This window comes from Pseudomonas sp. SORT22 (assembly GCF_018417635.1).
Classification (GTDB): domain Bacteria; phylum Pseudomonadota; class Gammaproteobacteria; order Pseudomonadales; family Pseudomonadaceae; genus Aquipseudomonas.
On record NZ_CP071007.1, the window covers coordinates 730,001 to 753,428 of the forward strand.

Sequence of the window (23,428 nt, forward strand, 5' to 3'; positions counted from 1 at the left end):
AGGTACTCCGGGGATAACAGGCTGATACCGCCCAAGAGTTCATATCGACGGCGGTGTTTGGCACCTCGATGTCGGCTCATCACATCCTGGGGCTGAAGCCGGTCCCAAGGGTATGGCTGTTCGCCATTTAAAGTGGTACGCGAGCTGGGTTTAGAACGTCGTGAGACAGTTCGGTCCCTATCTGCCGTGGACGTTTGAGATTTGAGAGGGGCTGCTCCTAGTACGAGAGGACCGGAGTGGACGAACCTCTGGTGTTCCGGTTGTCACGCCAGTGGCATTGCCGGGTAGCTATGTTCGGAAGAGATAACCGCTGAAAGCATCTAAGCGGGAAACTTGCCTCAAGATGAGATCTCACTGGAGCCTTGAGCTCCCTGAAGGGCCGTCGAAGACTACGACGTTGATAGGTTGGGTGTGTAAGCGCTGTGAGGCGTTGAGCTAACCAATACTAATTGCCCGTGAGGCTTGACCATATAACACCCAAGCAATTTGAGCGAAAGCCAGATTGCGGTGTTGTGAAGACTGCACAGCCGAAGATTTGTAACTCACAAACATCACATACCCGATTCGCTGGAGTGTCTAACAAGACCTTCTGGCAACAGAATTTCTTGACGACCATAGAGCATTGGAACCACCTGATCCCATCCCGAACTCAGCAGTGAAACGATGCATCGCCGATGGTAGTGTGGGGTTTCCCCATGTGAGAGTAGGTCATCGTCAAGATTAAATTCCGAAACCCCTATCTGCGCATGCAGGTAGGGGTTTTGTCTTTCTGGCTGTTTCCTCTGTGGGCGATGACCACAGAGGGCCATTCCTACAGCTCAGTTTTCTATGCAATCCCCACCTGCATGGCTATCATGCCCTCCTCATTGTGAGTCGAGATTGGCATGCTGAAGTTGTTGAAGCTCCTCAAGGATGGCCGGTTCCATTCCGGGCAAGACCTGGGCGCAGCCTTGGGCGTCAGTCGCGCCGCTGTCTGGAAGCAATTACAGCTTCTTGAGGCTGAACTGAACCTGCCCATTCATAAAGTCCGTGGCCGCGGCTACCAGTTGGCCACGCCGTTGTCGTTGCTGGAAGAATCGGCCATAGCCGAGCTTTCCCAGGGCGAACAATGGCCAGTATTGATATTCGAATCCATCGACTCGACCAATGCCCAGGCCCTGCGCTCAATCAGCGAAGGCCAGGCTGCGCCGTTCCTGGTGCTGGCTGAGCGTCAGGCGGCGGGGCGCGGCCGACGCGGTCGTCAGTGGGTCAGCCCATTCGCGGAAAACCTCTATTACAGCCTGGTGCTGCGTATTGAAGGCGGCATGCGCCAGCTGGAAGGTCTGAGCCTAGTGGTTGGCCTGGCGGTAATGCGTACGCTGCAGGCCTTTGGTGTTGCCGGCGCGGGACTGAAATGGCCGAATGATGTTCTGGTAAACAATCAGAAGATCGCCGGTATCCTCCTGGAGTTGGTCGGAGATCCTGCGGACGTCTGTCACGTCGTGCTGGGGGTTGGTATCAACGTCAACATGCAGGTCAATGAGCAGATCGATCAGTTGTGGACGTCAGTGCGTCGTGAGACAGGGGTGGCAGTCGATCGTAATAAACTGGTGGCTGCGCTCAGTCAGACCCTGCAGCAGGATCTGCAGCGCCATCGGCAATCCGGATTCGCCGCGTTCCAGGCCGAGTGGGAACAATCCCATCTGTGGCAGGGGGCTGCGGTGTCCTTGATTGCCGGAGTCAACCGGATTGACGGAATTGTTCTAGGCATTGACCGGCAAGGGGCGCTGCGCCTCGAGGTCGATGGTGTTGAAAAGAGCTTTAGCGGTGGTGAGCTCAGTTTGAGGTTGCGTGATGATTCTTGAGCTCGATTGTGGCAACAGCTTTATCAAGTGGCGAGTCATCAGCGCTACTGAGGGCGCCGTTGTTGCCGGCGGCATTGTGGACTCCGATCAGGCCCTGGTGGCTGCCGTCACGGCGCTCCCTGCAGCGCCCCGGCGCTGCCGCCTGGTCAGTGTCAGAAGTGAGGAGGAGACCGCTGGCCTTTCGGCGCTGCTCGCCCAGCATTTTGGCTTGAGCGTCGTGGTGGCTCAGCCTGCCAGGGAGGTCGCTGGCGTACGCAATGGCTATGAAGATTACCAGCGCCTCGGCCTGGATCGCTGGCTTGCGGTGCTGGGCGGCTTTCACTTGGCCCGTGGCGCGTGTCTGGTGATGGATTTCGGTACGGCGGCCAAGGCTGACTTCGTTTCGGCCGACGGCGAGCACCTGGGTGGCTTCATCTGCCCGGGCATGCCGTTGATGCGTAGCCAGCTGCGTACCCACACCCGACGCATCCGCTATGACGATGCCTCCGCTGAGCGCGCACTGTCGAGCCTTGCCCCTGGGCGTTCTACCGTCGAGGCGGTAGAGCGTGGCTGCGTGCACATGCTTCAGGGCTTTGTCCGCTCGCAGCTTGAGCATGCCCATGAGTTGTGGGGTGATGATTTCACTGTGTTGCTGACCGGGGGCGATGCGCTCCTGGTGCAAAAGGCCGCTCCACAGGCCCGGGTGGTTCCGGACCTGGTATTTGTTGGCCTGGCCATGGCTTGTCCCCTGGATTGAGGTGCCTATGCGTTGGTTGTTTCTGTTGTTGGTGGTGCTCAACGTCTTTTATTACGTCTGGCACCAGCAGGAAGCGCCGTTGAAGGCCAAGGAAGTGGCGCCGTTGTCGCTGTACAAGGGAAATCAGCAAGATATTCGTCTGCTGAGCGAGTCGAGCAAGGGTAAAACTGCGCCCGAGCGTGGCCAGGAGTGCCTCTATGTAGGTGGCTTGGTGGGCCAGGATCAGCTTAAAGCGCTGCGTCAGCGCTTGCTGACCCTGGATATCGCTGCTGCTCCGGTGACCGGCCGCCTGGGGGACAGCACGGGTTTGTGGTTGCAGATTGCGCCCCAGAGCCAGCGTTTGCTGGACCAAACCGTGCTCGGGACACTTTCCCATGATTTCAAAGACTTAAAACATAAAATAATGTTGTGCGAGGGTATTGCAACTGGCGAATAGCTTGATAGAATGGCGCCCGCTTCACAGGGAACACCACTGAGGTGGTAGAGCTGGAAGTGGTGTCAAAGCAGCTAAGTTTCAGATTTGATTGAAAAAATTTGAAAAAACGCTTGACACTTGATCGGTATCTGAATAGAATGCCGGCCAATTCTGGAGGGATTCCCGAGCGGTCAAAGGGGACGGACTGTAAATCCGTTGCGAGAGCTTCGAAGGTTCGAATCCTTCTCCCTCCACCAGTTTTAGCGAGAGCTGCAAGCTCCGCGGGTATAGTTTAGTGGTAGAACCTCAGCCTTCCAAGCTGATGATGCGGGTTCGATTCCCGCTACCCGCTCCAGGTTTGCTGTTGTTGCACAGTGTTACGCTCTTGTAGCTCAGTTGGTAGAGCACACCCTTGGTAAGGGTGAGGTCAGCGGTTCAAATCCGCTCAAGAGCTCCATATAACAAGGCAGATATGAAAATATCTGCCTTTGTTTTAATGGTCATATTGACTTGCTTGTTTCTTATTGCTGAGGATTGTCTCGATGGCTAAGGAAAAGTTCGATCGTAGTCTGCCGCACGTAAACGTCGGCACCATTGGTCACGTTGACCATGGCAAGACCACGCTGACTGCGGCACTGACCCGCGTCTGCTCCGAAGTTTTCGGTTCGGCCGTCGTTGAATTCGACAAGATCGACAGCGCTCCAGAAGAGAAAGCTCGCGGTATCACCATTAACACCGCACACGTCGAGTACAACTCGAACATTCGTCACTACGCTCACGTCGACTGCCCAGGTCACGCTGACTACGTGAAGAACATGATCACCGGTGCTGCCCAGATGGATGGCGCGATCCTGGTTTGCTCGGCCGCCGATGGTCCGATGCCACAAACCCGTGAGCACATCCTGCTGTCCCGTCAGGTTGGCGTTCCGTACATCGTGGTCTTCCTGAACAAGGCTGACCTGGTAGACGACGCTGAGCTGCTGGAACTGGTCGAGATGGAAGTTCGCGACCTGCTGTCCACCTATGACTTCCCAGGCGACGACACCCCGATCATCATCGGTTCGGCTCGTATGGCGCTGGAAGGCAAAGACGACAACGAAATGGGCACCACCGCTGTCAAGAAGCTGGTTGAGACTCTGGACAGCTACATCCCGGAGCCTGAGCGCGCTATCGACAAGCCGTTCCTGATGCCAATCGAAGACGTATTCTCGATCTCGGGTCGTGGTACCGTTGTTACCGGTCGTATCGAGCGTGGTATCGTCCGCGTTCAAGACGCCCTGGAAATCGTTGGTCTGCGTGACACCACCACCACCACCTGCACCGGTGTTGAGATGTTCCGCAAGCTGCTGGACGAAGGTCGTGCTGGCGAGAACTGTGGCGTGCTGCTGCGCGGCACCAAGCGTGACGACGTTGAGCGTGGCCAGGTTCTGGTCAAGCCAGGTTCGGTCAAGCCGCACACCAAGTTCACCGCAGAAGTTTACGTTCTGAGCAAAGAAGAAGGCGGCCGTCACACTCCGTTCTTCAAAGGCTACCGTCCACAGTTCTACTTCCGTACTACTGACGTGACTGGTAACTGCGAGCTGCCAGAAGGCGTTGAAATGGTAATGCCAGGTGACAACATTCAGATGACTGTTACCCTGATCAAAACCATCGCGATGGAAGACGGTCTGCGTTTCGCTATCCGTGAAGGCGGTCGTACCGTCGGCGCTGGCGTAGTAGCGAAGATTATCGAATAAGTAGTTGATTTCTCTCGATCAGGCCGGCATAATGGTCGGCCTGATAAGCTTTTAGGTCAGTAGCTCAATTGGCAGAGCGACGGTCTCCAAAACCGTAGGTTGGGGGTTCGATTCCCTCCTGACCTGCCAGATTCACCTCGTGTGTCTGGCTTTCTTTTCACAGGATCTTCCTAGATGACTCCCAAGGCTGAAGCCCAAGACTCTCGTTTTGATCTGCTCAAGTGGCTGGCTGTTGTCGCTTTGGTAGTCGTTGGTGTTGTGGGTAACCAGTATTACTCTGCTTCGCCGATTCTGTACCGCGTACTTGCACTGCTTGCCCTTGCTGCTGTAGCTGGCTTTGTTGCCCTGCAGACCGCCAAAGGCAAGTCGTTCTTTGCGCTGGCAAAGGAAGCTCGCACCGAGATTCGTAAAGTCGTATGGCCAACCCGCCAAGAAACCACGCAGACCACGCTCATCGTAGTGGCGGTTGTCCTGGTGATGGCGTTGCTGCTGTGGGGTCTCGACTCCCTGCTGGGTTGGTTGATTTCCTTGATTGTTGGCTAAGGGTGTCCCGTGGCTAAGCGTTGGTACGTTGTGCATGCTTACTCGGGTTACGAGAAGCATGTCATGCGCTCGCTGATCGAGCGCGTAAAGCTGGCTGGCATGGAAGATGGCTTCGGCGAAATTCTGGTCCCCACTGAAGAAGTGGTTGAGATGCGCAATGGCCAGAAGCGCAAAAGCGAGCGTAAGTTCTTCCCAGGTTATGTGCTGGTCCAAATGGACATGAACGAAGGGACTTGGCACTTGGTCAAGGACACCCCTCGCGTCATGGGCTTCATCGGTGGTACTGCAGACAAGCCTGCACCGATCACCGACAAGGAAGCCGAGGCCATTCTGCGTCGCGTTGCCGATGGCAGCGACAAGCCGAAGCCGAAGACTCTGTTCGAGCCGGGCGAAGTGGTCCGTGTTATCGATGGTCCGTTTGCTGATTTCAACGGTACCGTTGAAGAAGTTAACTACGAGAAGAGCCGGATCCAAGTGGCCGTGCTTATTTTCGGTCGCTCTACCCCGGTAGAGCTCGAGTTCAGCCAGGTCGAGAAGGTCTAGCCGAACAAAGCATCCCATACCCCGCAGCCCTATGTGCTGCGGGGTTTTGTCGTCACTGGGATAAAACGCAAGTCATCCGGGGAGCCATCTGGCGTTCGTACCCGATATTGGAGTAGCTCATGGCTAAGAAGATTCAGGCTTACATCAAGCTGCAAGTAAAGGCCGGCCAGGCCAACCCAAGCCCACCCGTTGGTCCAGCACTGGGTCAACACGGTGTGAACATCATGGAATTCTGCAAGGCCTTCAACGCCCGTACCCAGGGTCAAGAAGCCGGCCTGCCGACTCCTGTGATCATCACTGTTTACAGTGACCGCAGCTTCACCTTCGAAACCAAAAGCACCCCTGCTTCGGTTCTGCTGAAGAAAGCAGCTGGCCTGACCAGCGGTTCTGCACGTCCGAACACCGTTAAAGTCGGTACTGTGACCCGTGCTCAGCTGGAAGAGATCGCAAAAACCAAAAATGCTGATCTGACCGCTGCTGACATGGATGCGGCCGTGCGTACCATCGCCGGTTCCGCTCGCAGCATGGGCCTCAACGTGGAGGGTGTGTAATGGCTAAGCTGACCAAGCGCCAAAAGGCCATTGCTTCGAAAATCGAAGCAGGCAAAGTCTACAACTTCGAAGAAGCAGCAGTGCTGCTGGCCGAACTGTCCACCGTGAAGTTCAGCGAATCCTTCGACGTTGCTGTCAACCTCGGTGTTGACCCACGTAAATCCGACCAGGTCGTACGTAGCGCTACCGTGCTGCCACACGGCACTGGCAAGACCGTACGTGTAGCTGTCTTCACCCAGGGTCCTGCTGCCGAGGCCGCTCTGGCTGCCGGCGCTGACCGCGTTGGTATGGACGATCTGGCTGCCGAAATGAAAGGCGGCGACCTGAACTATGACGTCGTTATTGCTTCCCCGGACGCAATGCGTGTTGTAGGTCAGCTGGGTCAGGTTCTGGGTCCTCGCGGCCTGATGCCTAACCCGAAAGTCGGTACCGTAACTCCAGACGTAGCCACCGCGGTTAAAAACGCCAAGGCTGGTCAGGTTCGTTATCGCACCGACAAAAACGGCATCATCCACACCTCCGTTGGCAAAATCGGCTTTGAAGCTGGCAAGCTGAAGGAAAACGTTGAAGCCCTGATCGCTGATCTGAAGCGTATCAAGCCAGCTTCCTCGAAAGGTATCTACGTCAAGCGCGTTACCCTGAGCACCACCATGGGCCCAGGTCTGGTCATCGACCAGAGCTCGCTGAACGCGTAAGACAAAACCCGGTGCGAGTGATCGCACCAGGTTGAAAAATTGGGGTCCCTGCCTGGCGGGGGCTATCCAAGACCGTAGGCGACGCAAGTCTTAAACCACAAGCCTACGCAGATGGTGCCCCTGGTTCCTTACCGAATCAGACACCAAAACGACATCCGGCCCCGGCTGGATGAAACGGTAACAAGCAGGAGTTTTACCCGTGGCAATTAAACTCGAAGACAAGAAGGCCATCGTCGCTGAAGTCAACGAGGCTGCCAAAGTCGCTCTGTCTGCTGTCGTGGCTGATGCCCGTGGCGTGACTGTAGGCGCAATGACCGGACTCCGTAAAGAGGCTCGTGAAGCTGGCGTTTACGTACGTGTTGTACGTAACACCCTGCTCAAGCGCGCTGTTGCTGACACTGAATTCAGTGTCCTCAACGACGCCTTCACCGGCCCTACCCTGATCGCGTTCTCCAACGAACACCCGGGCGCTGCTGCCCGTCTGTTCGCAGAATTCGCCAAGGGTCAGAGCAAGTTCGAGATCAAGGCAGCTGCGTTCGACGGCAAGTTCCTTGCCGCAAACCAGATCGACGTGTTGGCTTCGCTGCCGACCCGCGACGAAGCTATTGCAAAGCTGATGAGCGTGATCCAAGGCGCTACCAGCAAGCTGGCTCGTACTCTGGCAGCCGTTCGCGACCAGAAAGAAGCTGCTGCAGCCTAAGGCGCAGAAAGCACTTTCGAAATCATACGTTTAATTTGATGGCTGCGTAGGCTGTCACCCCAATACAGGATTTAAGTCATGTCTCTGACTAACGAGCAAATCATCGAAGCAATCGGCCAGAAAACCGTTCTGGAAGTTGTTGAGCTGATCAAAGCAATGGAAGAAACCTTCGGCGTTACCGCTGCTGTTGCCGCTGCTGGCCCAGCTGCTGCCGCTGCCGTTGTTGAAGAACAAACCGAGTTCAACGTTGTTCTGGTTGCCGCTGGCGACAAGAAAGTAAACGTGATCAAGGCTGTTCGCGAACTGACCGGCCTGGGCCTGAAAGAAGCCAAGGAAAAGGTTGATACCGCTCCTCAGGTTGTTGCTGAAGGCGTTTCGAAAGAAGCCGCTGACAAAGCTAAAGCTGACCTGGAAGCAGCAGGCGCTACCGTCGAACTGAAATAATTTCGACTGTGCGTCTCCAGCCCGAGCGACAAGCGAAAGGCTGATGGCTGGTGGCTCTTGCCACCGGCCTTTTTCCGTTATTGGCAGCTGACCAGGTCGGCGCTGATAACGAGCTGCAACCACCAATGATGGTGGCGCAAACCAAGGGGTTTGCACGATTTTCTGGCTGCTCCCGTCGGGAGAAGCCAAACAAGCAGGTGACCAAGCTGGGGAACGCTGATGGCTTACTCATACACTGAGAAAAAACGTATCCGCAAGGACTTTAGCAAGTTGCCGGACGTCATGGATGTGCCTTACCTCCTGGCCATCCAGCTGGATTCGTATCGTGAATTCTTGCAAGCGGGAGCGACCAAAGATCAGTTCCGCGACGTGGGCCTGCATGCGGCCTTCAAATCGGTTTTCCCGATCATCAGCTACTCCGGCAATGCTGCCCTGGAGTACGTTGGCTATCGTCTGGGCGAACCGGCTTTTGATGTCAAAGAATGCGTACTGCGTGGCGTGACCTACGCGGTGCCGCTGCGGGTAAAAGTCCGCCTGATCATTTTCGACAAAGAATCGTCGAACAAAGCGATCAAGGACATCAAAGAGCAAGAAGTCTACATGGGTGAAATCCCCCTGATGACTGAAAACGGTACCTTCGTAATCAACGGTACCGAGCGTGTTATCGTTTCCCAGCTGCACCGTTCGCCGGGCGTGTTCTTCGATCACGACCGCGGCAAGACGCACAGCTCTGGCAAACTGCTGTACTCGGCGCGGATCATTCCTTACCGCGGCTCGTGGCTGGACTTCGAATTCGATCCGAAAGACTGTGTATTCGTCCGTATCGACCGTCGTCGCAAACTGCCTGCGTCGGTTCTGCTGCGCGCGCTGGGCTACAGCACTGAAGAAGTGCTGGACGCTTTCTACACCACCAACGTTTTCCACGTGTCGGGCGAGAAGCTCAGCCTGGAGCTGGTGCCTCAGCGCCTGCGTGGTGAAGTTGCGGTCATGGACATCCATGACGAAACCGGCAAGGTCATTGTCGAGCAAGGTCGTCGTATCACTGCTCGCCACATCAACCAGCTGGAAAAAGCTGGCGTCAAGCAGCTGGACGTGCCGCTGGAATACGTCCTGGGCCGCACTACCGCCAAGGCGATCGTGCACCCGGCTACCGGCGAGATCCTGGCTGAGTGCAACACCGAGCTGAGCACCGACGTCCTGGTGAAAATCGCCAAGGCCCAGGTTGTTCGCATCGAGACCCTGTACACCAACGACATCGACTGCGGTCCGTTCATCTCGGATACCCTGAAGATCGACTCCACCAGCAACCAACTGGAAGCGCTGGTCGAGATCTATCGCATGATGCGTCCTGGCGAGCCGCCAACCAAGGATGCCGCCGAGACCCTGTTCAACAACCTGTTCTTCAGCGCCGAGCGTTACGACCTGTCGGCCGTTGGCCGCATGAAGTTCAACCGTCGTATCGGTCGCACCGAGATCGAAGGTTCGGGCGTGCTGAGCAAGGAAGATATCGTCGAGGTCCTCAAGACCCTGGTCGACATCCGTAACGGCAAAGGCATCGTCGACGACATCGACCACCTCGGTAACCGTCGCGTCCGCTGTGTCGGCGAGATGGCCGAGAACCAGTTCCGCGTTGGCCTGGTGCGTGTAGAGCGCGCGGTCAAAGAGCGTCTGTCGATGGCAGAAAGCGAAGGCCTGATGCCTCAGGACCTGATCAACGCCAAGCCGGTTGCGGCGGCGGTGAAAGAGTTCTTCGGCTCCAGCCAGCTCTCGCAGTTCATGGACCAGAACAACCCGCTGTCCGAGATCACCCACAAGCGTCGTGTCTCTGCACTCGGCCCTGGTGGTCTGACCCGTGAGCGCGCAGGCTTCGAAGTCCGTGACGTACACCCGACCCACTACGGCCGCGTGTGCCCGATCGAGACCCCTGAAGGTCCGAACATCGGTCTGATCAACTCCCTGGCGGCATACGCTCGCACCAACCAGTACGGCTTCCTGGAAAGCCCGTACCGCGTGGTGAAAGAGGGCGTGGTTACCGACGACATCGTGTTCCTGTCGGCGATCGAAGAAGCTGATCACGTCATCGCCCAGGCTTCGGCCACGATGAACGAGAAGAAGCACCTGATCGATGAGCTGGTAGCTGTTCGTCACCTGAACGAATTCACCGTCAAGGCGCCGGAAGACGTCACCCTGATGGACGTTTCGCCGAAGCAGGTAGTTTCGGTTGCAGCGTCGCTGATTCCGTTCCTCGAGCACGACGACGCCAACCGTGCGTTGATGGGTTCGAACATGCAGCGTCAGGCTGTACCAACCCTGCGCGCCGACAAGCCGCTGGTCGGTACCGGCATGGAGCGCAACGTTGCCCGTGACTCCGGCGTTTGCGTCGTGGCCCGTCGTGGCGGCGTGATCGACTCTGTCGATGCCAGCCGTATCGTTGTTCGCGTTGCCGATGACGAAGTTGAAACCGGTGAAGCCGGTGTCGACATCTACAACCTGACCAAATACACCCGTTCGAACCAGAACACCTGCATCAACCAGCGTCCGCTGGTTAACAAGGGTGACGCGGTTCAGCGTGGCGACATCATGGCCGACGGCCCGTCCACCGACATGGGTGAACTGGCGCTGGGTCAGAACATGCGCATCGCGTTCATGGCGTGGAACGGCTTCAACTTCGAAGACTCCATCTGCCTGTCCGAGCGTGTTGTTCAGGAAGACCGCTTCACCACGATCCACATCCAGGAACTGACCTGTGTGGCCCGTGACACCAAGCTTGGCCCAGAGGAAATCACCGCGGACATCCCGAACGTCGGTGAAGCTGCGCTGAACAAGCTGGACGAAGCCGGTATCGTTTATGTTGGTGCTGAAGTTGGCGCTGGCGACATCCTGGTCGGCAAGGTCACGCCAAAAGGCGAAACCCAGCTGACTCCGGAAGAAAAACTGCTGCGCGCAATCTTCGGTGAGAAAGCCAGCGACGTTAAAGACACCTCCCTGCGCGTGCCTACCGGCACCAAAGGTACTGTCATCGACGTACAGGTCTTCACCCGTGATGGCGTCGAGCGCGACAGCCGTGCGCTGTCCATCGAGAAGATGCAGCTGGACGAGATCCGCAAGGACCTCAACGAAGAGTTCCGCATCGTCGAAGGCGCAACCTTCGAACGTCTGCGTTCGGCCCTGAACGGCCAGGTTGTCGACGGTGGTGCAGGCCTGAAGAAAGGCACTGTGATCACCAACGAAGTCCTGGACGGTCTGGAGCACGGCCAGTGGTTCAAGCTGCGCATGGCCGAAGACGCGCTGAACGAGCAGCTCGAGAAGGCCCAGGCCTACATCGTTGATCGTCGCCGTCTGCTGGACGACAAGTTCGAAGACAAGAAGCGCAAGCTGCAGCAGGGCGATGACCTGGCACCGGGCGTACTGAAGATCGTCAAGGTCTACCTGGCAATCCGTCGCCGCATCCAGCCGGGCGACAAGATGGCCGGCCGTCACGGTAACAAAGGTGTGGTCTCGGTGATCATGCCGGTCGAAGACATGCCGCACGACGCCAACGGTACTCCGGTCGACGTGGTCCTCAACCCGTTGGGCGTACCATCGCGTATGAACGTCGGTCAGATCCTCGAAACCCACCTGGGCCTGGCGGCCAAAGGTCTGGGCGAGAAGATCAACCGCATGCTCGAAGAGCAGCGCAAGGTCATCGAGCTGCGCAAGTTCCTCACCGAGATCTACAACGAGATCGGTGGTCGTCAGGAACAACTGGAGACCTTCTCCGACCAGGAAATCCTGGACCTGGCGAAGAACCTCAAAGGCGGTGTGCCAATGGCCACTCCAGTCTTCGACGGTGCCAAGGAAAGCGAGATCAAGGCCATGCTGAAGCTGGCAGACATGCCAGAAAGCGGTCAGATGCAGCTGTTCGACGGTCGTACCGGCAACAAGTTCGAGCGTCATGTGACCGTTGGTTACATGTACATGCTCAAGCTGAACCACTTGGTGGACGACAAGATGCACGCGCGTTCCACTGGTTCTTACAGCCTGGTTACCCAGCAGCCGCTGGGTGGTAAGGCGCAGTTCGGTGGTCAGCGTTTCGGGGAGATGGAAGTGTGGGCGCTGGAAGCATACGGCGCGGCATACACCCTGCAAGAAATGCTCACAGTGAAGTCGGACGACGTGAACGGTCGGACCAAGATGTACAAAAACATCGTGGACGGCGATCACCGTATGGAGCCGGGCATGCCCGAGTCCTTCAACGTGTTGATCAAAGAGATTCGTTCGCTCGGTATCGATATCGATCTGGAAACCGAATAACACGTGACGCGAATCGGGAGCGTGGCTGAAAAGCCCGCTCCCTGCTCCGCCAGGAGGAAAGGCCTTGAAAGACCTACTGAATTTGCTGAAAAACCAGGGTCAAGTCGAAGAGTTCGACGCCATCCGTATCGGATTGGCCTCGCCTGAGATGATCCGTTCGTGGTCGTTCGGTGAAGTTAAAAAGCCGGAAACCATCAACTACCGTACGTTCAAACCCGAGCGTGACGGCCTGTTCTGCGCCAAGATCTTTGGCCCAGTCAAGGACTACGAGTGCCTGTGCGGTAAGTACAAGCGCCTGAAACACCGCGGCGTGATCTGCGAGAAGTGCGGCGTTGAAGTCGCCCTGGCCAAGGTTCGTCGTGAGCGCATGGCGCACATCGAACTGGCTTCGCCGGTTGCCCACATCTGGTTCCTGAAGTCGCTGCCGTCCCGTATCGGCCTGCTGATGGACATGACCCTGCGTGATATCGAGCGCGTTCTCTACTTCGAGAGCTATGTCGTTATCGACCCGGGCATGACCACCCTGGAAAAAGGCCAGCTGCTCAACGACGAGCAGTACTTCGAAGCGCTGGAAGAGTTCGGTGACGACTTCGACGCCCGCATGGGTGCCGAGGCTGTCCGCGAGCTGCTGCACGCTATCGACCTGGAGCACGAGATCGGTCGCCTGCGCGAAGAGATTCCGCAGACCAACTCGGAAACCAAGATCAAGAAGCTGTCCAAGCGTCTGAAACTGATGGAAGCCTTCCAGGGCTCGGGCAACCTGCCTGAGTGGATGGTCCTGACCGTTCTGCCGGTTCTGCCGCCAGACCTGCGTCCACTGGTTCCGCTGGATGGCGGTCGCTTCGCGACTTCCGACCTGAACGACCTGTATCGTCGGGTGATCAACCGTAACAACCGTCTGAAGCGCCTGCTCGACCTGTCCGCGCCGGACATCATCGTGCGCAACGAAAAGCGCATGCTGCAGGAAGCGGTCGACGCCTTGCTGGATAACGGCCGTCGCGGTCGTGCCATCACCGGCTCGAACAAGCGTCCTCTGAAATCCCTGGCCGACATGATCAAGGGTAAGCAAGGTCGTTTCCGTCAGAACTTGCTCGGTAAGCGCGTTGACTACTCCGGCCGTTCGGTAATTACCGTAGGTCCGACCCTGCGTCTGCACCAGTGCGGTCTGCCGAAGAAAATGGCTCTCGAGCTGTTCAAGCCGTTCATTTTCGGCAAGCTGGAAATGCGTGGTCTGGCGACCACCATCAAGGCCGCCAAGAAGATGGTCGAGCGCGAGCTGCCAGAGGTCTGGGACGTTCTCGCCGAAGTGATTCGCGAACACCCCGTACTGCTCAACCGTGCGCCGACCCTTCACCGTCTGGGTATCCAGGCCTTTGAACCGGTACTGATCGAAGGTAAGGCTATCCAGCTGCACCCGCTGGTCTGTGCTGCGTACAACGCCGACTTCGACGGTGACCAAATGGCCGTTCACGTGCCGCTGACGCTGGAAGCCCAGCTCGAAGCGCGCGCGCTGATGATGTCGACCAACAACATTCTGTCGCCAGCCAACGGTGAGCCAATCATCGTTCCGTCGCAGGACGTTGTACTGGGTCTGTACTACATGACCCGTGAAGCCATCAACGCCAAGGGCGAAGGTCGCGTGTTCGCCGACCTGCAGGAAGTCGACCGCGTATTCCGCGCCGGCGAAGCTGCCCTGCACGCCAAGATCAAGGTTCGTATCAACGAAACCGTAAACGATCGTGATGGCGGCAGCGTCAAGAACACCCGTATCGTCGACACTACTGTCGGCCGTGCGCTGCTGTTCCAGGTTGTACCGCCAGGTCTGTCGTACGACGTGGTCAACCAGCCAATGAAGAAAAAGGCGATCTCCAAGCTGATCAACCAGTGCTACCGCGTGGTTGGTCTGAAAGAGACCGTGATCTTCGCTGACCAGCTGATGTACACCGGTTTTGCCTACTCGACCATCTCCGGCGTTTCCATCGGTGTTAACGACTTCGTTATCCCGGATGAAAAAGCCCGCATCATCGGTACCGCTACCGACGAAGTGAAAGAGATCGAGAGCCAGTACGCCTCCGGCCTGGTAACCCAGGGCGAGAAGTACAACAAAGTCATCGACTTGTGGTCCAAGGCGAACGACGAAGTTTCCAAAGCGATGATGGCCAACCTCTCGAAAGAGAAAGTCATCGACCGCAACGGCGACGAAGTCGAGCAAGAGTCCTTCAACTCGATGTACATGATGGCTGACTCCGGTGCCCGGGGTTCGGCAGCTCAGATTCGTCAGCTGGCCGGTATGCGTGGTCTGATGGCCAAGCCGGACGGCTCGATCATCGAGACGCCGATCACCGCGAACTTCCGTGAAGGTCTGAGCGTACTCCAGTACTTCATCTCGACTCACGGTGCTCGTAAGGGTCTGGCGGATACCGCGCTGAAAACCGCGAACTCCGGTTACCTGACTCGTCGTCTGGTAGACGTTGCCCAGGATCTGGTGGTTACCGAGATCGACTGCGGCACCGAGCAAGGCCTGCTGATGACGCCGCACATTGAAGGCGGCGACGTTGTAGAGCCACTGGGTGAGCGTGTACTGGGTCGTGTTATCGCCCGTGACGTGTTCAAGCCAGGCACCGACGACGTTATCGTTCCGGCTGGTACCCTGGTCGACGAGAAGTGGGTCGAATTCATCGAGCTGAACAGCATCGACGAAGTGATCGTGCGTTCGCCGATCAGCTGCGAAACCCGCTACGGCATCTGCGCCAAGTGCTACGGTCGCGACCTGGCTCGCGGTCACCAGGTGAACATCGGTGAAGCTGTCGGCGTTATCGCTGCCCAGTCGATCGGTGAGCCGGGTACCCAGCTGACCATGCGTACGTTCCACATCGGTGGTGCTGCAAGCCGGACCTCGGCTGCCGACAGCGTCCAGGTGAAGAACGGCGGTATGGTTCGCCTGCACAACCTGAAACAGGTTGAGCGTGCCGACGGTAACCTGGTTGCCGTATCGCGTTCCGGTGAGTTGGCGATTGCCGACGAATTCGGTCGTGAGCGTGAGCGTTACAAGCTGCCTTACGGTGCGGTCATTTCCGTGAAGGAAGGCGACAAGGTCGACGCTGGCGCAATCGTCGCCAAGTGGGACCCGCACACCCACCCGATCGTTACCGAAATGAAAGGTACCGTGACCTTCGTGGGCATGGAAGAAGGCATCACCATCAAGCGTCAGACTGACGAATTGACTGGTTTGACCAACATTGAGGTTCTGGACGTCAAAGACCGTCCGGCTGCAGGTAAGGAAATCCGCCCTGCAATCAAGATGGTCGACGCCAATGGCAAGGATCTGCTGCTGCCAGGTACCGACGTACCGGCTCAGTACTTCCTGCCGGCGAACGCCCTGGTTGGTGTGGCTGACGGTGCCCAGATCGGCGTCGGTGACGTTATCGCGCGTATCCCGCAAGAAACGTCGAAGACCCGTGACATCACCGGTGGTCTGCCACGGGTTGCCGACTTGTTCGAAGCCCGTCGTCCGAAAGAAGCCTCGATTCTGGCTGAAGTCAGCGGCACCATCGCCTTCGGTAAAGAGACCAAGGGCAAGCGCCGTCTGGTCATCACCCCGAACGATGGCAGCGATCCGTACGAAGAGCTGATTCCGAAGTGGCGTCACCTGAACGTCTTCGAGGGCGAACAGGTTAACCGCGGCGAAGTTATCTCCGACGGTCCAAGCGATCCGCACGACATCCTGCGTCTGCTGGGTGTAAGCGCGCTGGCCAAGTACATCGTCAACGAGATTCAGGACGTTTACCGTCTGCAAGGCGTGAAGATCAACGACAAGCACATCGAGACCATCCTGCGTCAGATGCTGCGTAAAGTTGAGATCACCGAGTCCGGCGATTCCAGCTTCATCAAGGGCGACCAGATGGAACTGACCCAGGTACTGGTAGAGAACGAGCGTCTCGGCGCAGATGACAAGTTCATCTCCAAGTTCTCGCGCGTACTGCTGGGTATCACCAAGGCCTCGCTGTCCACCGAATCGTTCATCTCGGCGGCTTCCTTCCAGGAAACCACCCGCGTACTGACCGAAGCGGCGGTAACCGGCAAGCGCGATTACCTGCGCGGCCTGAAAGAAAACGTGGTCGTGGGTCGTCTGATCCCGGCCGGTACCGGTCTGGCCTACCACAGCGAGCGCAAGCGTCGCCGTGATGCCGACAAACCGCTGCGCGTAAGTGCCAGTGAGGTGGAAGCCGCACTGACCGAAGCGCTGAATTCCAGCGGTAACTGAAAGTAGGATAGGGCCCCGGCAAACCTGTTTTGGCCATCGGCGACATAATTTGTTGCCGATGACTGGAAGGGGAGGGCCGGGGCCTTGTCTTGACTGGGGGCAAGATCCTCTTTAGACTCTTGTACCCCTAAATTTGGTGGGACTCCGTCCTGCCAATTTTTGCTTTTCTTGCAAGACAATAGCGTCGCAAGACAACAGTGGAGCTAGTAGATGGCAACTATCAACCAGCTGGTACGTCAGCCGCGTAAGCGTATCGTCGAGAAATCCGACGTTCCTGCGCTGCAGAACTGCCCGCAACGTCGTGGCGTGTGCACCCGTGTGTACACCACCACGCCGAAAAAACCTAACTCGGCACTGCGTAAAGTTTGCCGTGTGCGTCTGACCAACGGTTTCGAGGTTTCCTCGTACATCGGCGGTGAAGGCCACAACCTGCAAGAGCACAGCGTCGTACTGATCCGTGGCGGTCGTGTAAAAGACTTGCCAGGTGTTCGTTACCACACCGTTCGCGGCTCCCTGGATACCTCCGGCGTCAAAGGTCGTAACCAAGGTCGTTCGAAGTACGGTACCAAGCGTCCGAAGTAATCGGCCGTTTGTCGCAGTTTGCAGTTATCAATTTTATTGAGTCGATAAGAGTAAGGTCGGGCACGCACCCTTAAGGGGCACTGTCCCGGGCTAACCTGAAGACCGTTTGAGGGCTTATCAATGCCAAGACGTCGTGTAGCAGCCAAGCGTGAGATTCTGGACGATCCAAAATACGGAAGCCAGATCCTCGCCAAGTTCATGAACCACGTAATGGAAAGCGGCAAAAAAGCCGTTGCCGAGCGTATCGTTTACGGTGCACTGGACAAGGTTAAAGAACGCAAGAACAGCGATCCCCTGGAAATCTTCGAGAAAGCTCTCGACGCCATCGCTCCGCTGGTCGAAGTTAAGTCGCGCCGTGTTGGCGGTGCCACTTACCAGGTTCCTGTTGAAGTTCGTCCATCCCGTCGTAACGCCCTGGCAATGCGCTGGTTGGTAGACTACGCCCGCAAGCGTGGCGAGAAGTCCATGGCTCTGCGCCTGGCTGGCGAGCTGCTGGATGCTGCTGAAGGCAAAGGTGCTGCAGTCAAGAAGCGTGAAGACGTACACCGTATGGCCGAAGCCAACAAAGCGTTCTCGCACTACCGCTTCTAATTCTGGCATCACTATTTTTGCGAGGGCTCTATGGCTCGTACTACACCAATCAACCGCTACCGTAACATCGGTATTTGCGCGCACGTTGACGCGGGCAAAACTACCACTACCGAGCGGATCCTGTTCTACACAGGCCTGAGCCACAAGATGGGCGAGGTGCATGACGGCGCCGCGACCACCGACTGGATGGTGCAGGAGCAGGAGCGGGGTATTACCATTACCTCCGCTGCTGTTACCACCTTCTGGCAGGGTTCCCGTGGCCAGTATGACAACTACCGCGTAAACGTCATCGATACCCCCGGCCACGTTGACTTCACCATTGAAGTAGAACGTTCGCTGCGCGTACTCGACGGCGCGGTCGTTGTGTTCTGCGGCACTTCCGGCGTTGAGCCACAGTCCGAAACCGTATGGCGTCAAGCCAACAAGTACGGCGTTCCACGTGTTGTTTACGTGAACAAGATGGACCGTGCCGGTGCCAACTTCCTGCGCGTCGTAGGTCAGATCAAGAACCGTCTGGGTCACACCCCGGTTCCTGTTCAGCTGGCCATCGGTTCGGAAGATAACTTCCAGGGTCAGGTCGACCTGATCAAGATGAAGGCTATCTACTGGAACGACGACGACAAAGGCACCACTTATCGCGAGGAAGAAATTCCTGCCGATATGCTGGAGCTGGCTGAAGAGTGGCGCGCCAATATGGTCGAAGCCGCTGCCGAAGCTAACGAAGAGCTGATGAACAAGTACCTTGAAGAAGGTGAGCTGACCGTCGAAGAAATCAAAGCCGGTCTGCGCGCGCGCACCCTGGCCAGCGAGATCGTTCCGGCTGTCTGCGGTTCGTCGTTCAAGAACAAGGGCGTTCCCCTGGTTCTCGACGCCGTTATCGACTTCCTGCCTGCTCCGACCGAAATCCCGGCGATCAAGGGTATCCACCCTGATCTGATCGAGAAGCCGAAAGAAGAGCTGGTTGACGCCGACTACGACGAGCGTCATGCCGACGACAACGAGCCGTTCTCGGCTCTGGCGTTCAAGATTGCCACCGACCCGTTCGTGGGTACTCTGACCTTCGTCCGCGTTTACTCGGGTATGCTGCAGTCCGGCGACTCCGTGATCAACTCGGTCAAGGGCAAGAAAGAGCGCGTTGGTCGTATGGTGCAGATGCACGCCAACCAGCGTGAAGAAATCAAAGAAGTACTGGCAGGCGACATCGCTGCTCTGATCGGCATGAAGGACGTCACCACCGGTGACACCCTGTGCAACGCCGACAAGCCGATCATCCTCGAGCGTATGGACTTCCCGGAGCCTGTGATCTCGGTAGCTGTTGAGCCGAAGACCAAGCAAGACCAGGAAAAGATGGGTATCGCACTGGGCAAGCTGGCTCAGGAAGACCCGTCGTTCCGCGTCAAAACCGACGAAGAAACCGGCCAGACCATCATCTCCGGTATGGGTGAGCTTCACCTGGACATCCTCGTTGACCGCATGAAGCGCGAGTTCAACGTCGAAGCCAACATTGGTAAGCCACAGGTTTCGTACCGCGAGCAGATCACCAAGGACAACGTCGAGATCGAAGGTAAGTTCGTTCGTCAGTCCGGTGGTCGCGGTCAGTTCGGTCACTGCTGGATTCGCTTCTCGCAGCCAACAGTGGACGCACAAGGCAACATCACCGAAGGCCTGGAATTCACCAACGAGGTTGTAGGTGGTGTGGTTCCTAAGGAATACATCCCGGCGATCCAGAAGGGTATCGAAGAGCAGATGAAGAACGGCATCGTTGCCGGCTATCCGCTGATCGGCCTGAAGGCTACCGTGTTTGATGGTTCCTACCACGACGTCGACTCCAACGAGATGGCGTTCAAGGTGGCGGCCTCCATGGCGACCAAGCAACTCGCAGCCAAAGGCGGCGGTAAAGTGCTTGAGCCGATCATGAAGGTAGAAGTTGTGACCCCTGAGGACTACATGGGTGACGTGATGGGTGACCTGAACCGTCGTCGTGGTCTGATCCAGGGTATGGAAGATTCGGTGTCCGGCAAGGTTGTCCGTGCTGAAGTTCCGCTCGGAGAAATGTTCGGTTATGCGACCGACGTTCGTTCCATGTCTCAGGGTCGCGCGAGCTACTCCATGGAATTCTCCAAATACGCCGAAGCTCCGTCGAATATCGTCGAAGCACTCGTTAAAAAACAAGGCTAATCCAGCCCTTTAGGCAAGAGGTTCACTGTCGTGGCTAAAGAAAAATTTGATCGTTCCCTTCCGCACGTCAACGTTGGCACCATCGGTCACGTTGACCACGGTAAAACCACTCTGACTGCAGCTCTGACTCGCGTCTGCTCCGAAGTTTTCGGTTCGGCCGTCGTCGAATTCGACAAGATCGACAGCGCTCCAGAAGAGAAAGCTCGCGGTATCACCATCAACACCGCACACGTCGAGTACAACTCGAACATTCGTCACTACGCTCACGTCGACTGCCCAGGTCACGCTGACTACGTGAAGAACATGATCACCGGTGCTGCCCAGATGGACGGCGCGATCCTGGTTTGCTCGGCCGCCGATGGTCCGATGCCACAAACCCGTGAGCACATCCTGCTGTCCCGTCAGGTTGGCGTTCCGTACATCGTGGTCTTCCTGAACAAGGCTGACCTGGTAGACGACGCTGAGCTGCTGGAACTGGTCGAGATGGAAGTTCGCGACCTGCTGTCCACCTATGACTTCCCAGGCGACGACACCCCGATCATCATCGGTTCGGCTCGTATGGCGCTGGAAGGCAAAGACGACAACGAAATGGGCACCACCGCTGTCAAGAAGCTGGTTGAGACTCTGGATAGCTACATCCCAGAGCCTGAGCGCGCTATCGACAAGCCGTTCCTGATGCCAATCGAAGACGTATTCTCGATCTCGGGTCGTGGTACTGTTGTTACCGGTCGTATCGAGCGTGGTATCGTCCGCGTTCAAGACGCCCTGGAAATCGTTGGTCTGCGTGACACCACCACCACCACCTGCACCGGTGTTGAGATGTTCCGCAAGCTGCTGGACGAAGGTCGTGCTGGCGAGAACTGCGGCGTGCTGCTGCGCGGCACCAAGCGTGACGACGTTGAGCGTGGCCAGGTTCTGGTCAAGCCAGGTTCGGTCAAGCCGCACACCAAGTTCACCGCAGAAGTTTACGTTCTGAGCAAAGAAGAAGGCGGCCGTCACACTCCGTTCTTCAAAGGCTACCGTCCACAGTTCTACTTCCGTACTACTGACGTGACTGGTAACTGCGAGCTGCCAGAAGGCGTTGAAATGGTAATGCCAGGTGACAACATTCAGATGACTGTTACCCTGATCAAAACCATCGCGATGGAAGACGGTCTGCGTTTCGCTATCCGTGAAGGCGGTCGTACCGTCGGCGCCGGCGTCGTAGCCAAAATCATCGAGTAATCGTTGATCGCTTAAAAAGGCCCCCGCTCAGCGGGGGCTTTTTTATTGGGTTGACACTCAGTGGGGCCCTCTATAGAATCACGCCTCCTTTTAACGGGCGTAGTGCGCCCGGTGGGAATAGCAGCCTGGAGTCTGAAATCCAATGCAAAATCAGCAAATCCGTATCAGGTTGAAGGCTTTTGACCATCGCCTGATCGACCAATCCACCCAGGAAATCGTGGAAACCGCGAAACGTACTGGTGCTCAAGTGCGTGGTCCAATTCCACTGCCTACCCGTAAAGAGCGGTTCACCGTTCTGGTCTCCCCGCACGTCAACAAAGACGCGCGTGACCAGTACGAGATCCGTACTCATAAGCGCGTACTGGACATCGTCCAGCCAACGGATAAAACCGTTGATGCTCTTATGAAGCTTGATCTTGCGGCCGGTGTGGAAGTGCAGATCAGCCTCGGCTAAGACACGGTCTTAGTCGTGTAACGCTCTGAAATGGGCGGCCATAGCGGGTGAAAGCCCCGTACACTCATGAGGTTTACAACATGACTATTGGTGTAGTCGGTCGTAAATGCGGTATGACCCGTATTTTCACCGAAGAAGGTGTCTCCATTCCGGTCACGGTCATTGAGATCGAGCCGAATCGCGTCACCCAGTTCAAAACTGAAGAAACCGATGGCTATCGTGCAGTGCAAGTCACTGTCGGTGAGCGTCGCGCTTCGCGCGTGACTGCTGCTCAAGCAGGTCACTTCGCCAAGGCGAACGTTGCCGCGGGTCGCGGTGTCTGGGAGTTCCGCCTTGAAGAAGGTGAGTTCCAGGCCGGTGATTCGATCAACGCTGAAATCTTCGCTGCAGGTCAGCTGGTAGACGTTACCGGCCAGTCCAAGGGTAAAGGCTTTGCCGGTACCATCAAGCGCTGGAATTTCCGCGGTCAAGATAACACCCACGGTAACTCCGTCTCCCACCGCGTCCCGGGCTCTATCGGCCAGTGCCAGACTCCTGGTCGTGTATTCAAGGGCAAAAAAATGTCCGGTCACATGGGCGCCGAGCGCGTGACCGTTCAGTCCCTCGAAGTAGTGCGCGTCGACGCTGAACGCAATCTGTTGCTGGTCAAGGGTGCCGTTCCAGGCGCAACTGGCAGCGATCTGGTTGTGCGTCCGGCTGCCAAGGCTCGCGGTTAAGGGGAAGCTGACATGCAACTAAATGTAAATGACGCTCAAGCGATCGAAGTTTCCGAACTGACTTTCGGCGGCGAATTCAACGAGACGCTGGTACACCAAGCAGTCGTGGCCTACATGGCCGGCGGCCGTCAGGGCACCAAACAGCAGAAAACCCGTTCCGACGTTGCTGGTGGCGGTAAGCGCCCATGGCGTCAGAAAGGCACTGGCCGTGCTCGTGCCGGTACTATCCGTAGCCCAATCTGGCGTGGCGGCGGTACCACTTTCGCAGCTCGTCCTCAGGATCACTCGCAGAAGCTCAACAAGAAGATGTACCGCGCAGCAATGCGTTCCATCCTCGCTGAGCTGGTGCGTACCGACCGTCTGGTCGTGGTTCAGGACTTCGCTGTTGAAGCACCGAAAACCAAAGACCTGCTGAACAAGCTGAACGGCATGGGTCTGAGCGACGTTCTGATCGTTTCGGACGCTGTTGATCAGAACCTGTACCTGGCTGCTCGTAACCTGCCGCACGTCGACGTACGTGACGTACAGGGTTCCGATCCGGTCAGTCTGATCGCATACGACAAAGTGTTGATCACTGTGTCGGCCGTGAAGAAATTCGAGGAGCTGCTGGGATGAACCAGGAACGCGTATTTAAAGTCCTCCTTGGCCCGCATGTTTCCGAGAAGGCTACCGTTCTGGCTGAGAAAAAAGGCCAGTTCGTATTCAAGGTTGCTACTGACGCAACCAAGCTGGAAATCAAGAAAGCTGTCGAAGGCCTGTTCGGCGTAAAAGTCGAAAACGTGTCGACTGTAAACGTTCTGGGTAAAACCAAGCGTACCGCACGTGGTCTGGGCAAGCGCAATGACTGGAAGAAAGCGATCGTTTCGCTTCAGCCAGGCCAAGATCTCGATTTCAGCAGCAGTGCTGAGTAAGGAAGGGG

General features: G+C 57.0%; 20 protein-coding genes, 4 tRNA genes and 2 rRNA genes (1 of these 26 only partly in view). All 26 read left to right on the forward strand.

Annotation, left to right across the window (positions count from 1 at the left end; all coding sequences use genetic code 11):
• A 23S ribosomal RNA gene (locus tag JYG36_RS03370) occupies positions 1 to 470 on the forward strand (it extends 2,420 nt beyond the left edge of the window).
• Between the two features lie 134 nt (positions 471 to 604).
• Positions 605 to 720, forward strand: a 5S ribosomal RNA gene (gene rrf / locus JYG36_RS03375).
• Positions 721 to 884: 164 nt separating this feature from the next.
• Entirely contained in the window at positions 885 to 1,844 is a 960-nt protein-coding gene (gene birA, locus JYG36_RS03380) for a bifunctional biotin--[acetyl-CoA-carboxylase] ligase/biotin operon repressor BirA (RefSeq protein WP_213603118.1), read from the forward strand.
• Positions 1,834 to 2,580 (forward strand): pantothenate kinase, encoded by a 747-nt coding sequence (locus tag JYG36_RS03385; protein WP_045202403.1) that lies wholly within the window; start codon positions 1,834 to 1,836, stop codon positions 2,578 to 2,580. The genes birA and JYG36_RS03385 overlap by 11 nt, the downstream gene beginning before the upstream one ends.
• Before the next feature lie 7 nt (positions 2,581 to 2,587).
• On the forward strand, positions 2,588 to 3,016 hold the full coding sequence (locus tag JYG36_RS03390) for a hypothetical protein (RefSeq protein WP_045202405.1): 429 nt from the start codon (positions 2,588 to 2,590) through the stop codon (positions 3,014 to 3,016).
• A gap of 152 nt (positions 3,017 to 3,168) precedes the next feature.
• Positions 3,169 to 3,252: transfer RNA gene (locus tag JYG36_RS03395), tRNA-Tyr, on the forward strand.
• Between the two features lie 24 nt (positions 3,253 to 3,276).
• Positions 3,277 to 3,350 (forward strand) — tRNA-Gly (locus JYG36_RS03400).
• A gap of 26 nt (positions 3,351 to 3,376) precedes the next feature.
• Positions 3,377 to 3,452: transfer RNA gene (locus JYG36_RS03405), tRNA-Thr, on the forward strand.
• An 85-nt stretch (positions 3,453 to 3,537) separates the two neighbouring features.
• Positions 3,538 to 4,731, forward strand: a complete 1,194-nt coding sequence (gene tuf / locus JYG36_RS03410; protein WP_010220303.1) for an elongation factor Tu — start codon at positions 3,538 to 3,540, stop codon at positions 4,729 to 4,731.
• A gap of 53 nt (positions 4,732 to 4,784) precedes the next feature.
• Positions 4,785 to 4,860 (forward strand) — tRNA-Trp (locus JYG36_RS03415).
• 45 nt (positions 4,861 to 4,905) lie between these two features.
• Positions 4,906 to 5,274: a preprotein translocase subunit SecE gene (gene secE, locus JYG36_RS03420; protein ID WP_045202238.1), complete on the forward strand. Its 369-nt coding sequence runs from the start codon at positions 4,906 to 4,908 to the stop codon at positions 5,272 to 5,274.
• Between the two features lie 9 nt (positions 5,275 to 5,283).
• On the forward strand, positions 5,284 to 5,817 hold the full coding sequence (gene nusG, locus JYG36_RS03425) for a transcription termination/antitermination protein NusG (RefSeq protein ID WP_010220294.1): 534 nt from the start codon (positions 5,284 to 5,286) through the stop codon (positions 5,815 to 5,817).
• A 119-nt stretch (positions 5,818 to 5,936) separates the two neighbouring features.
• Positions 5,937 to 6,368 carry a 50S ribosomal protein L11 gene (gene rplK, locus JYG36_RS03430; RefSeq protein ID WP_010220295.1) on the forward strand — a complete coding sequence of 144 codons (432 nt, stop codon included), beginning with the start codon at positions 5,937 to 5,939 and terminating at the stop codon, positions 6,366 to 6,368.
• Positions 6,368 to 7,063, forward strand: a complete 696-nt coding sequence (gene rplA, locus JYG36_RS03435; protein WP_045202241.1) for a 50S ribosomal protein L1 — start codon at positions 6,368 to 6,370, stop codon at positions 7,061 to 7,063. Before rplK ends, rplA begins: the two co-directional genes overlap by 1 nt.
• Before the next feature lie 199 nt (positions 7,064 to 7,262).
• Positions 7,263 to 7,763, forward strand: coding sequence for a 50S ribosomal protein L10 (gene rplJ / locus JYG36_RS03440; RefSeq protein ID WP_045190247.1), 501 nt, complete (start codon positions 7,263 to 7,265; stop codon positions 7,761 to 7,763).
• Positions 7,764 to 7,841: 78 nt separating this feature from the next.
• Complete coding sequence (gene rplL, locus JYG36_RS03445; RefSeq protein ID WP_043861936.1) at positions 7,842 to 8,207, forward strand: 50S ribosomal protein L7/L12; 366 nt, start codon at positions 7,842 to 7,844, stop codon at positions 8,205 to 8,207.
• A gap of 219 nt (positions 8,208 to 8,426) precedes the next feature.
• Entirely contained in the window at positions 8,427 to 12,500 is a 4,074-nt protein-coding gene (gene rpoB / locus JYG36_RS03450) for a DNA-directed RNA polymerase subunit beta (protein ID WP_045202245.1), read from the forward strand.
• A 64-nt stretch (positions 12,501 to 12,564) separates the two neighbouring features.
• The gene (rpoC, locus tag JYG36_RS03455) at positions 12,565 to 16,764 is read left to right on the forward strand and encodes a DNA-directed RNA polymerase subunit beta' (RefSeq protein ID WP_045202248.1); all 4,200 of its coding nucleotides are present in this window, start codon (positions 12,565 to 12,567) and stop codon (positions 16,762 to 16,764) included.
• A gap of 210 nt (positions 16,765 to 16,974) precedes the next feature.
• Positions 16,975 to 17,346: a 30S ribosomal protein S12 gene (gene rpsL / locus JYG36_RS03460; protein ID WP_003186084.1), complete on the forward strand. Its 372-nt coding sequence runs from the start codon at positions 16,975 to 16,977 to the stop codon at positions 17,344 to 17,346.
• Between the two features lie 120 nt (positions 17,347 to 17,466).
• Positions 17,467 to 17,937 (forward strand): 30S ribosomal protein S7, encoded by a 471-nt coding sequence (rpsG, locus tag JYG36_RS03465; RefSeq protein ID WP_008089143.1) that lies wholly within the window; start codon positions 17,467 to 17,469, stop codon positions 17,935 to 17,937.
• A 30-nt stretch (positions 17,938 to 17,967) separates the two neighbouring features.
• A complete protein-coding gene (fusA, locus tag JYG36_RS03470; RefSeq protein ID WP_045202252.1) occupies positions 17,968 to 20,115 on the forward strand; it encodes an elongation factor G in 2,148 nt (715 codons plus the stop codon).
• Positions 20,116 to 20,145: 30 nt separating this feature from the next.
• Positions 20,146 to 21,339 (forward strand): elongation factor Tu, encoded by a 1,194-nt coding sequence (gene tuf, locus JYG36_RS03475; protein WP_010220303.1) that lies wholly within the window; start codon positions 20,146 to 20,148, stop codon positions 21,337 to 21,339.
• 142 nt (positions 21,340 to 21,481) lie between these two features.
• On the forward strand, positions 21,482 to 21,793 hold the full coding sequence (gene rpsJ, locus JYG36_RS03480; protein ID WP_003186070.1) for a 30S ribosomal protein S10: 312 nt from the start codon (positions 21,482 to 21,484) through the stop codon (positions 21,791 to 21,793).
• 80 nt (positions 21,794 to 21,873) lie between these two features.
• Entirely contained in the window at positions 21,874 to 22,509 is a 636-nt protein-coding gene (gene rplC / locus JYG36_RS03485) for a 50S ribosomal protein L3 (RefSeq protein ID WP_010220304.1), read from the forward strand.
• Between the two features lie 12 nt (positions 22,510 to 22,521).
• Positions 22,522 to 23,124, forward strand: a complete 603-nt coding sequence (gene rplD, locus JYG36_RS03490; protein ID WP_010220305.1) for a 50S ribosomal protein L4 — start codon at positions 22,522 to 22,524, stop codon at positions 23,122 to 23,124.
• Positions 23,121 to 23,420 carry a 50S ribosomal protein L23 gene (gene rplW, locus JYG36_RS03495; protein ID WP_010220306.1) on the forward strand — a complete coding sequence of 100 codons (300 nt, stop codon included), beginning with the start codon at positions 23,121 to 23,123 and terminating at the stop codon, positions 23,418 to 23,420. Before rplD ends, rplW begins: the two co-directional genes overlap by 4 nt.
• Positions 23,421 to 23,428 lie beyond the last annotated feature (8 nt).

Excerpts from the sequence above, each read along its gene's own strand:
- rplL (WP_043861936.1), top strand. The coding sequence starts at position 7,842 with ATGTCTCTGACTAACGAGCAAATCATCGAAGCAATCGGCCAGAAAACC.
- rplC (WP_010220304.1), top strand. The coding sequence starts at position 21,874 with ATGACTATTGGTGTAGTCGGTCGTAAATGCGGTATGACCCGTATTTTC.
- rpsG (WP_008089143.1), top strand. The coding sequence starts at position 17,467 with ATGCCAAGACGTCGTGTAGCAGCCAAGCGTGAGATTCTGGACGATCCA.
- rpoB (WP_045202245.1), top strand. The coding sequence starts at position 8,427 with ATGGCTTACTCATACACTGAGAAAAAACGTATCCGCAAGGACTTTAGC.
- rplW (WP_010220306.1), top strand. The coding sequence starts at position 23,121 with ATGAACCAGGAACGCGTATTTAAAGTCCTCCTTGGCCCGCATGTTTCC.
- fusA (WP_045202252.1), top strand. The coding sequence starts at position 17,968 with ATGGCTCGTACTACACCAATCAACCGCTACCGTAACATCGGTATTTGC.
- rplD (WP_010220305.1), top strand. The coding sequence starts at position 22,522 with ATGCAACTAAATGTAAATGACGCTCAAGCGATCGAAGTTTCCGAACTG.
- birA (WP_213603118.1), top strand. The coding sequence starts at position 885 with ATGCTGAAGTTGTTGAAGCTCCTCAAGGATGGCCGGTTCCATTCCGGG.
- JYG36_RS03390 (WP_045202405.1), top strand. The coding sequence starts at position 2,588 with ATGCGTTGGTTGTTTCTGTTGTTGGTGGTGCTCAACGTCTTTTATTAC.
- rplK (WP_010220295.1), top strand. The coding sequence starts at position 5,937 with ATGGCTAAGAAGATTCAGGCTTACATCAAGCTGCAAGTAAAGGCCGGC.
- rpsJ (WP_003186070.1), top strand. The coding sequence starts at position 21,482 with ATGCAAAATCAGCAAATCCGTATCAGGTTGAAGGCTTTTGACCATCGC.
- JYG36_RS03385 (WP_045202403.1), top strand. The coding sequence starts at position 1,834 with ATGATTCTTGAGCTCGATTGTGGCAACAGCTTTATCAAGTGGCGAGTC.
- tuf (WP_010220303.1), top strand. The coding sequence starts at position 3,538 with ATGGCTAAGGAAAAGTTCGATCGTAGTCTGCCGCACGTAAACGTCGGC.
- rpsL (WP_003186084.1), top strand. The coding sequence starts at position 16,975 with ATGGCAACTATCAACCAGCTGGTACGTCAGCCGCGTAAGCGTATCGTC.
- secE (WP_045202238.1), top strand. The coding sequence starts at position 4,906 with ATGACTCCCAAGGCTGAAGCCCAAGACTCTCGTTTTGATCTGCTCAAG.
- rplA (WP_045202241.1), top strand. The coding sequence starts at position 6,368 with ATGGCTAAGCTGACCAAGCGCCAAAAGGCCATTGCTTCGAAAATCGAA.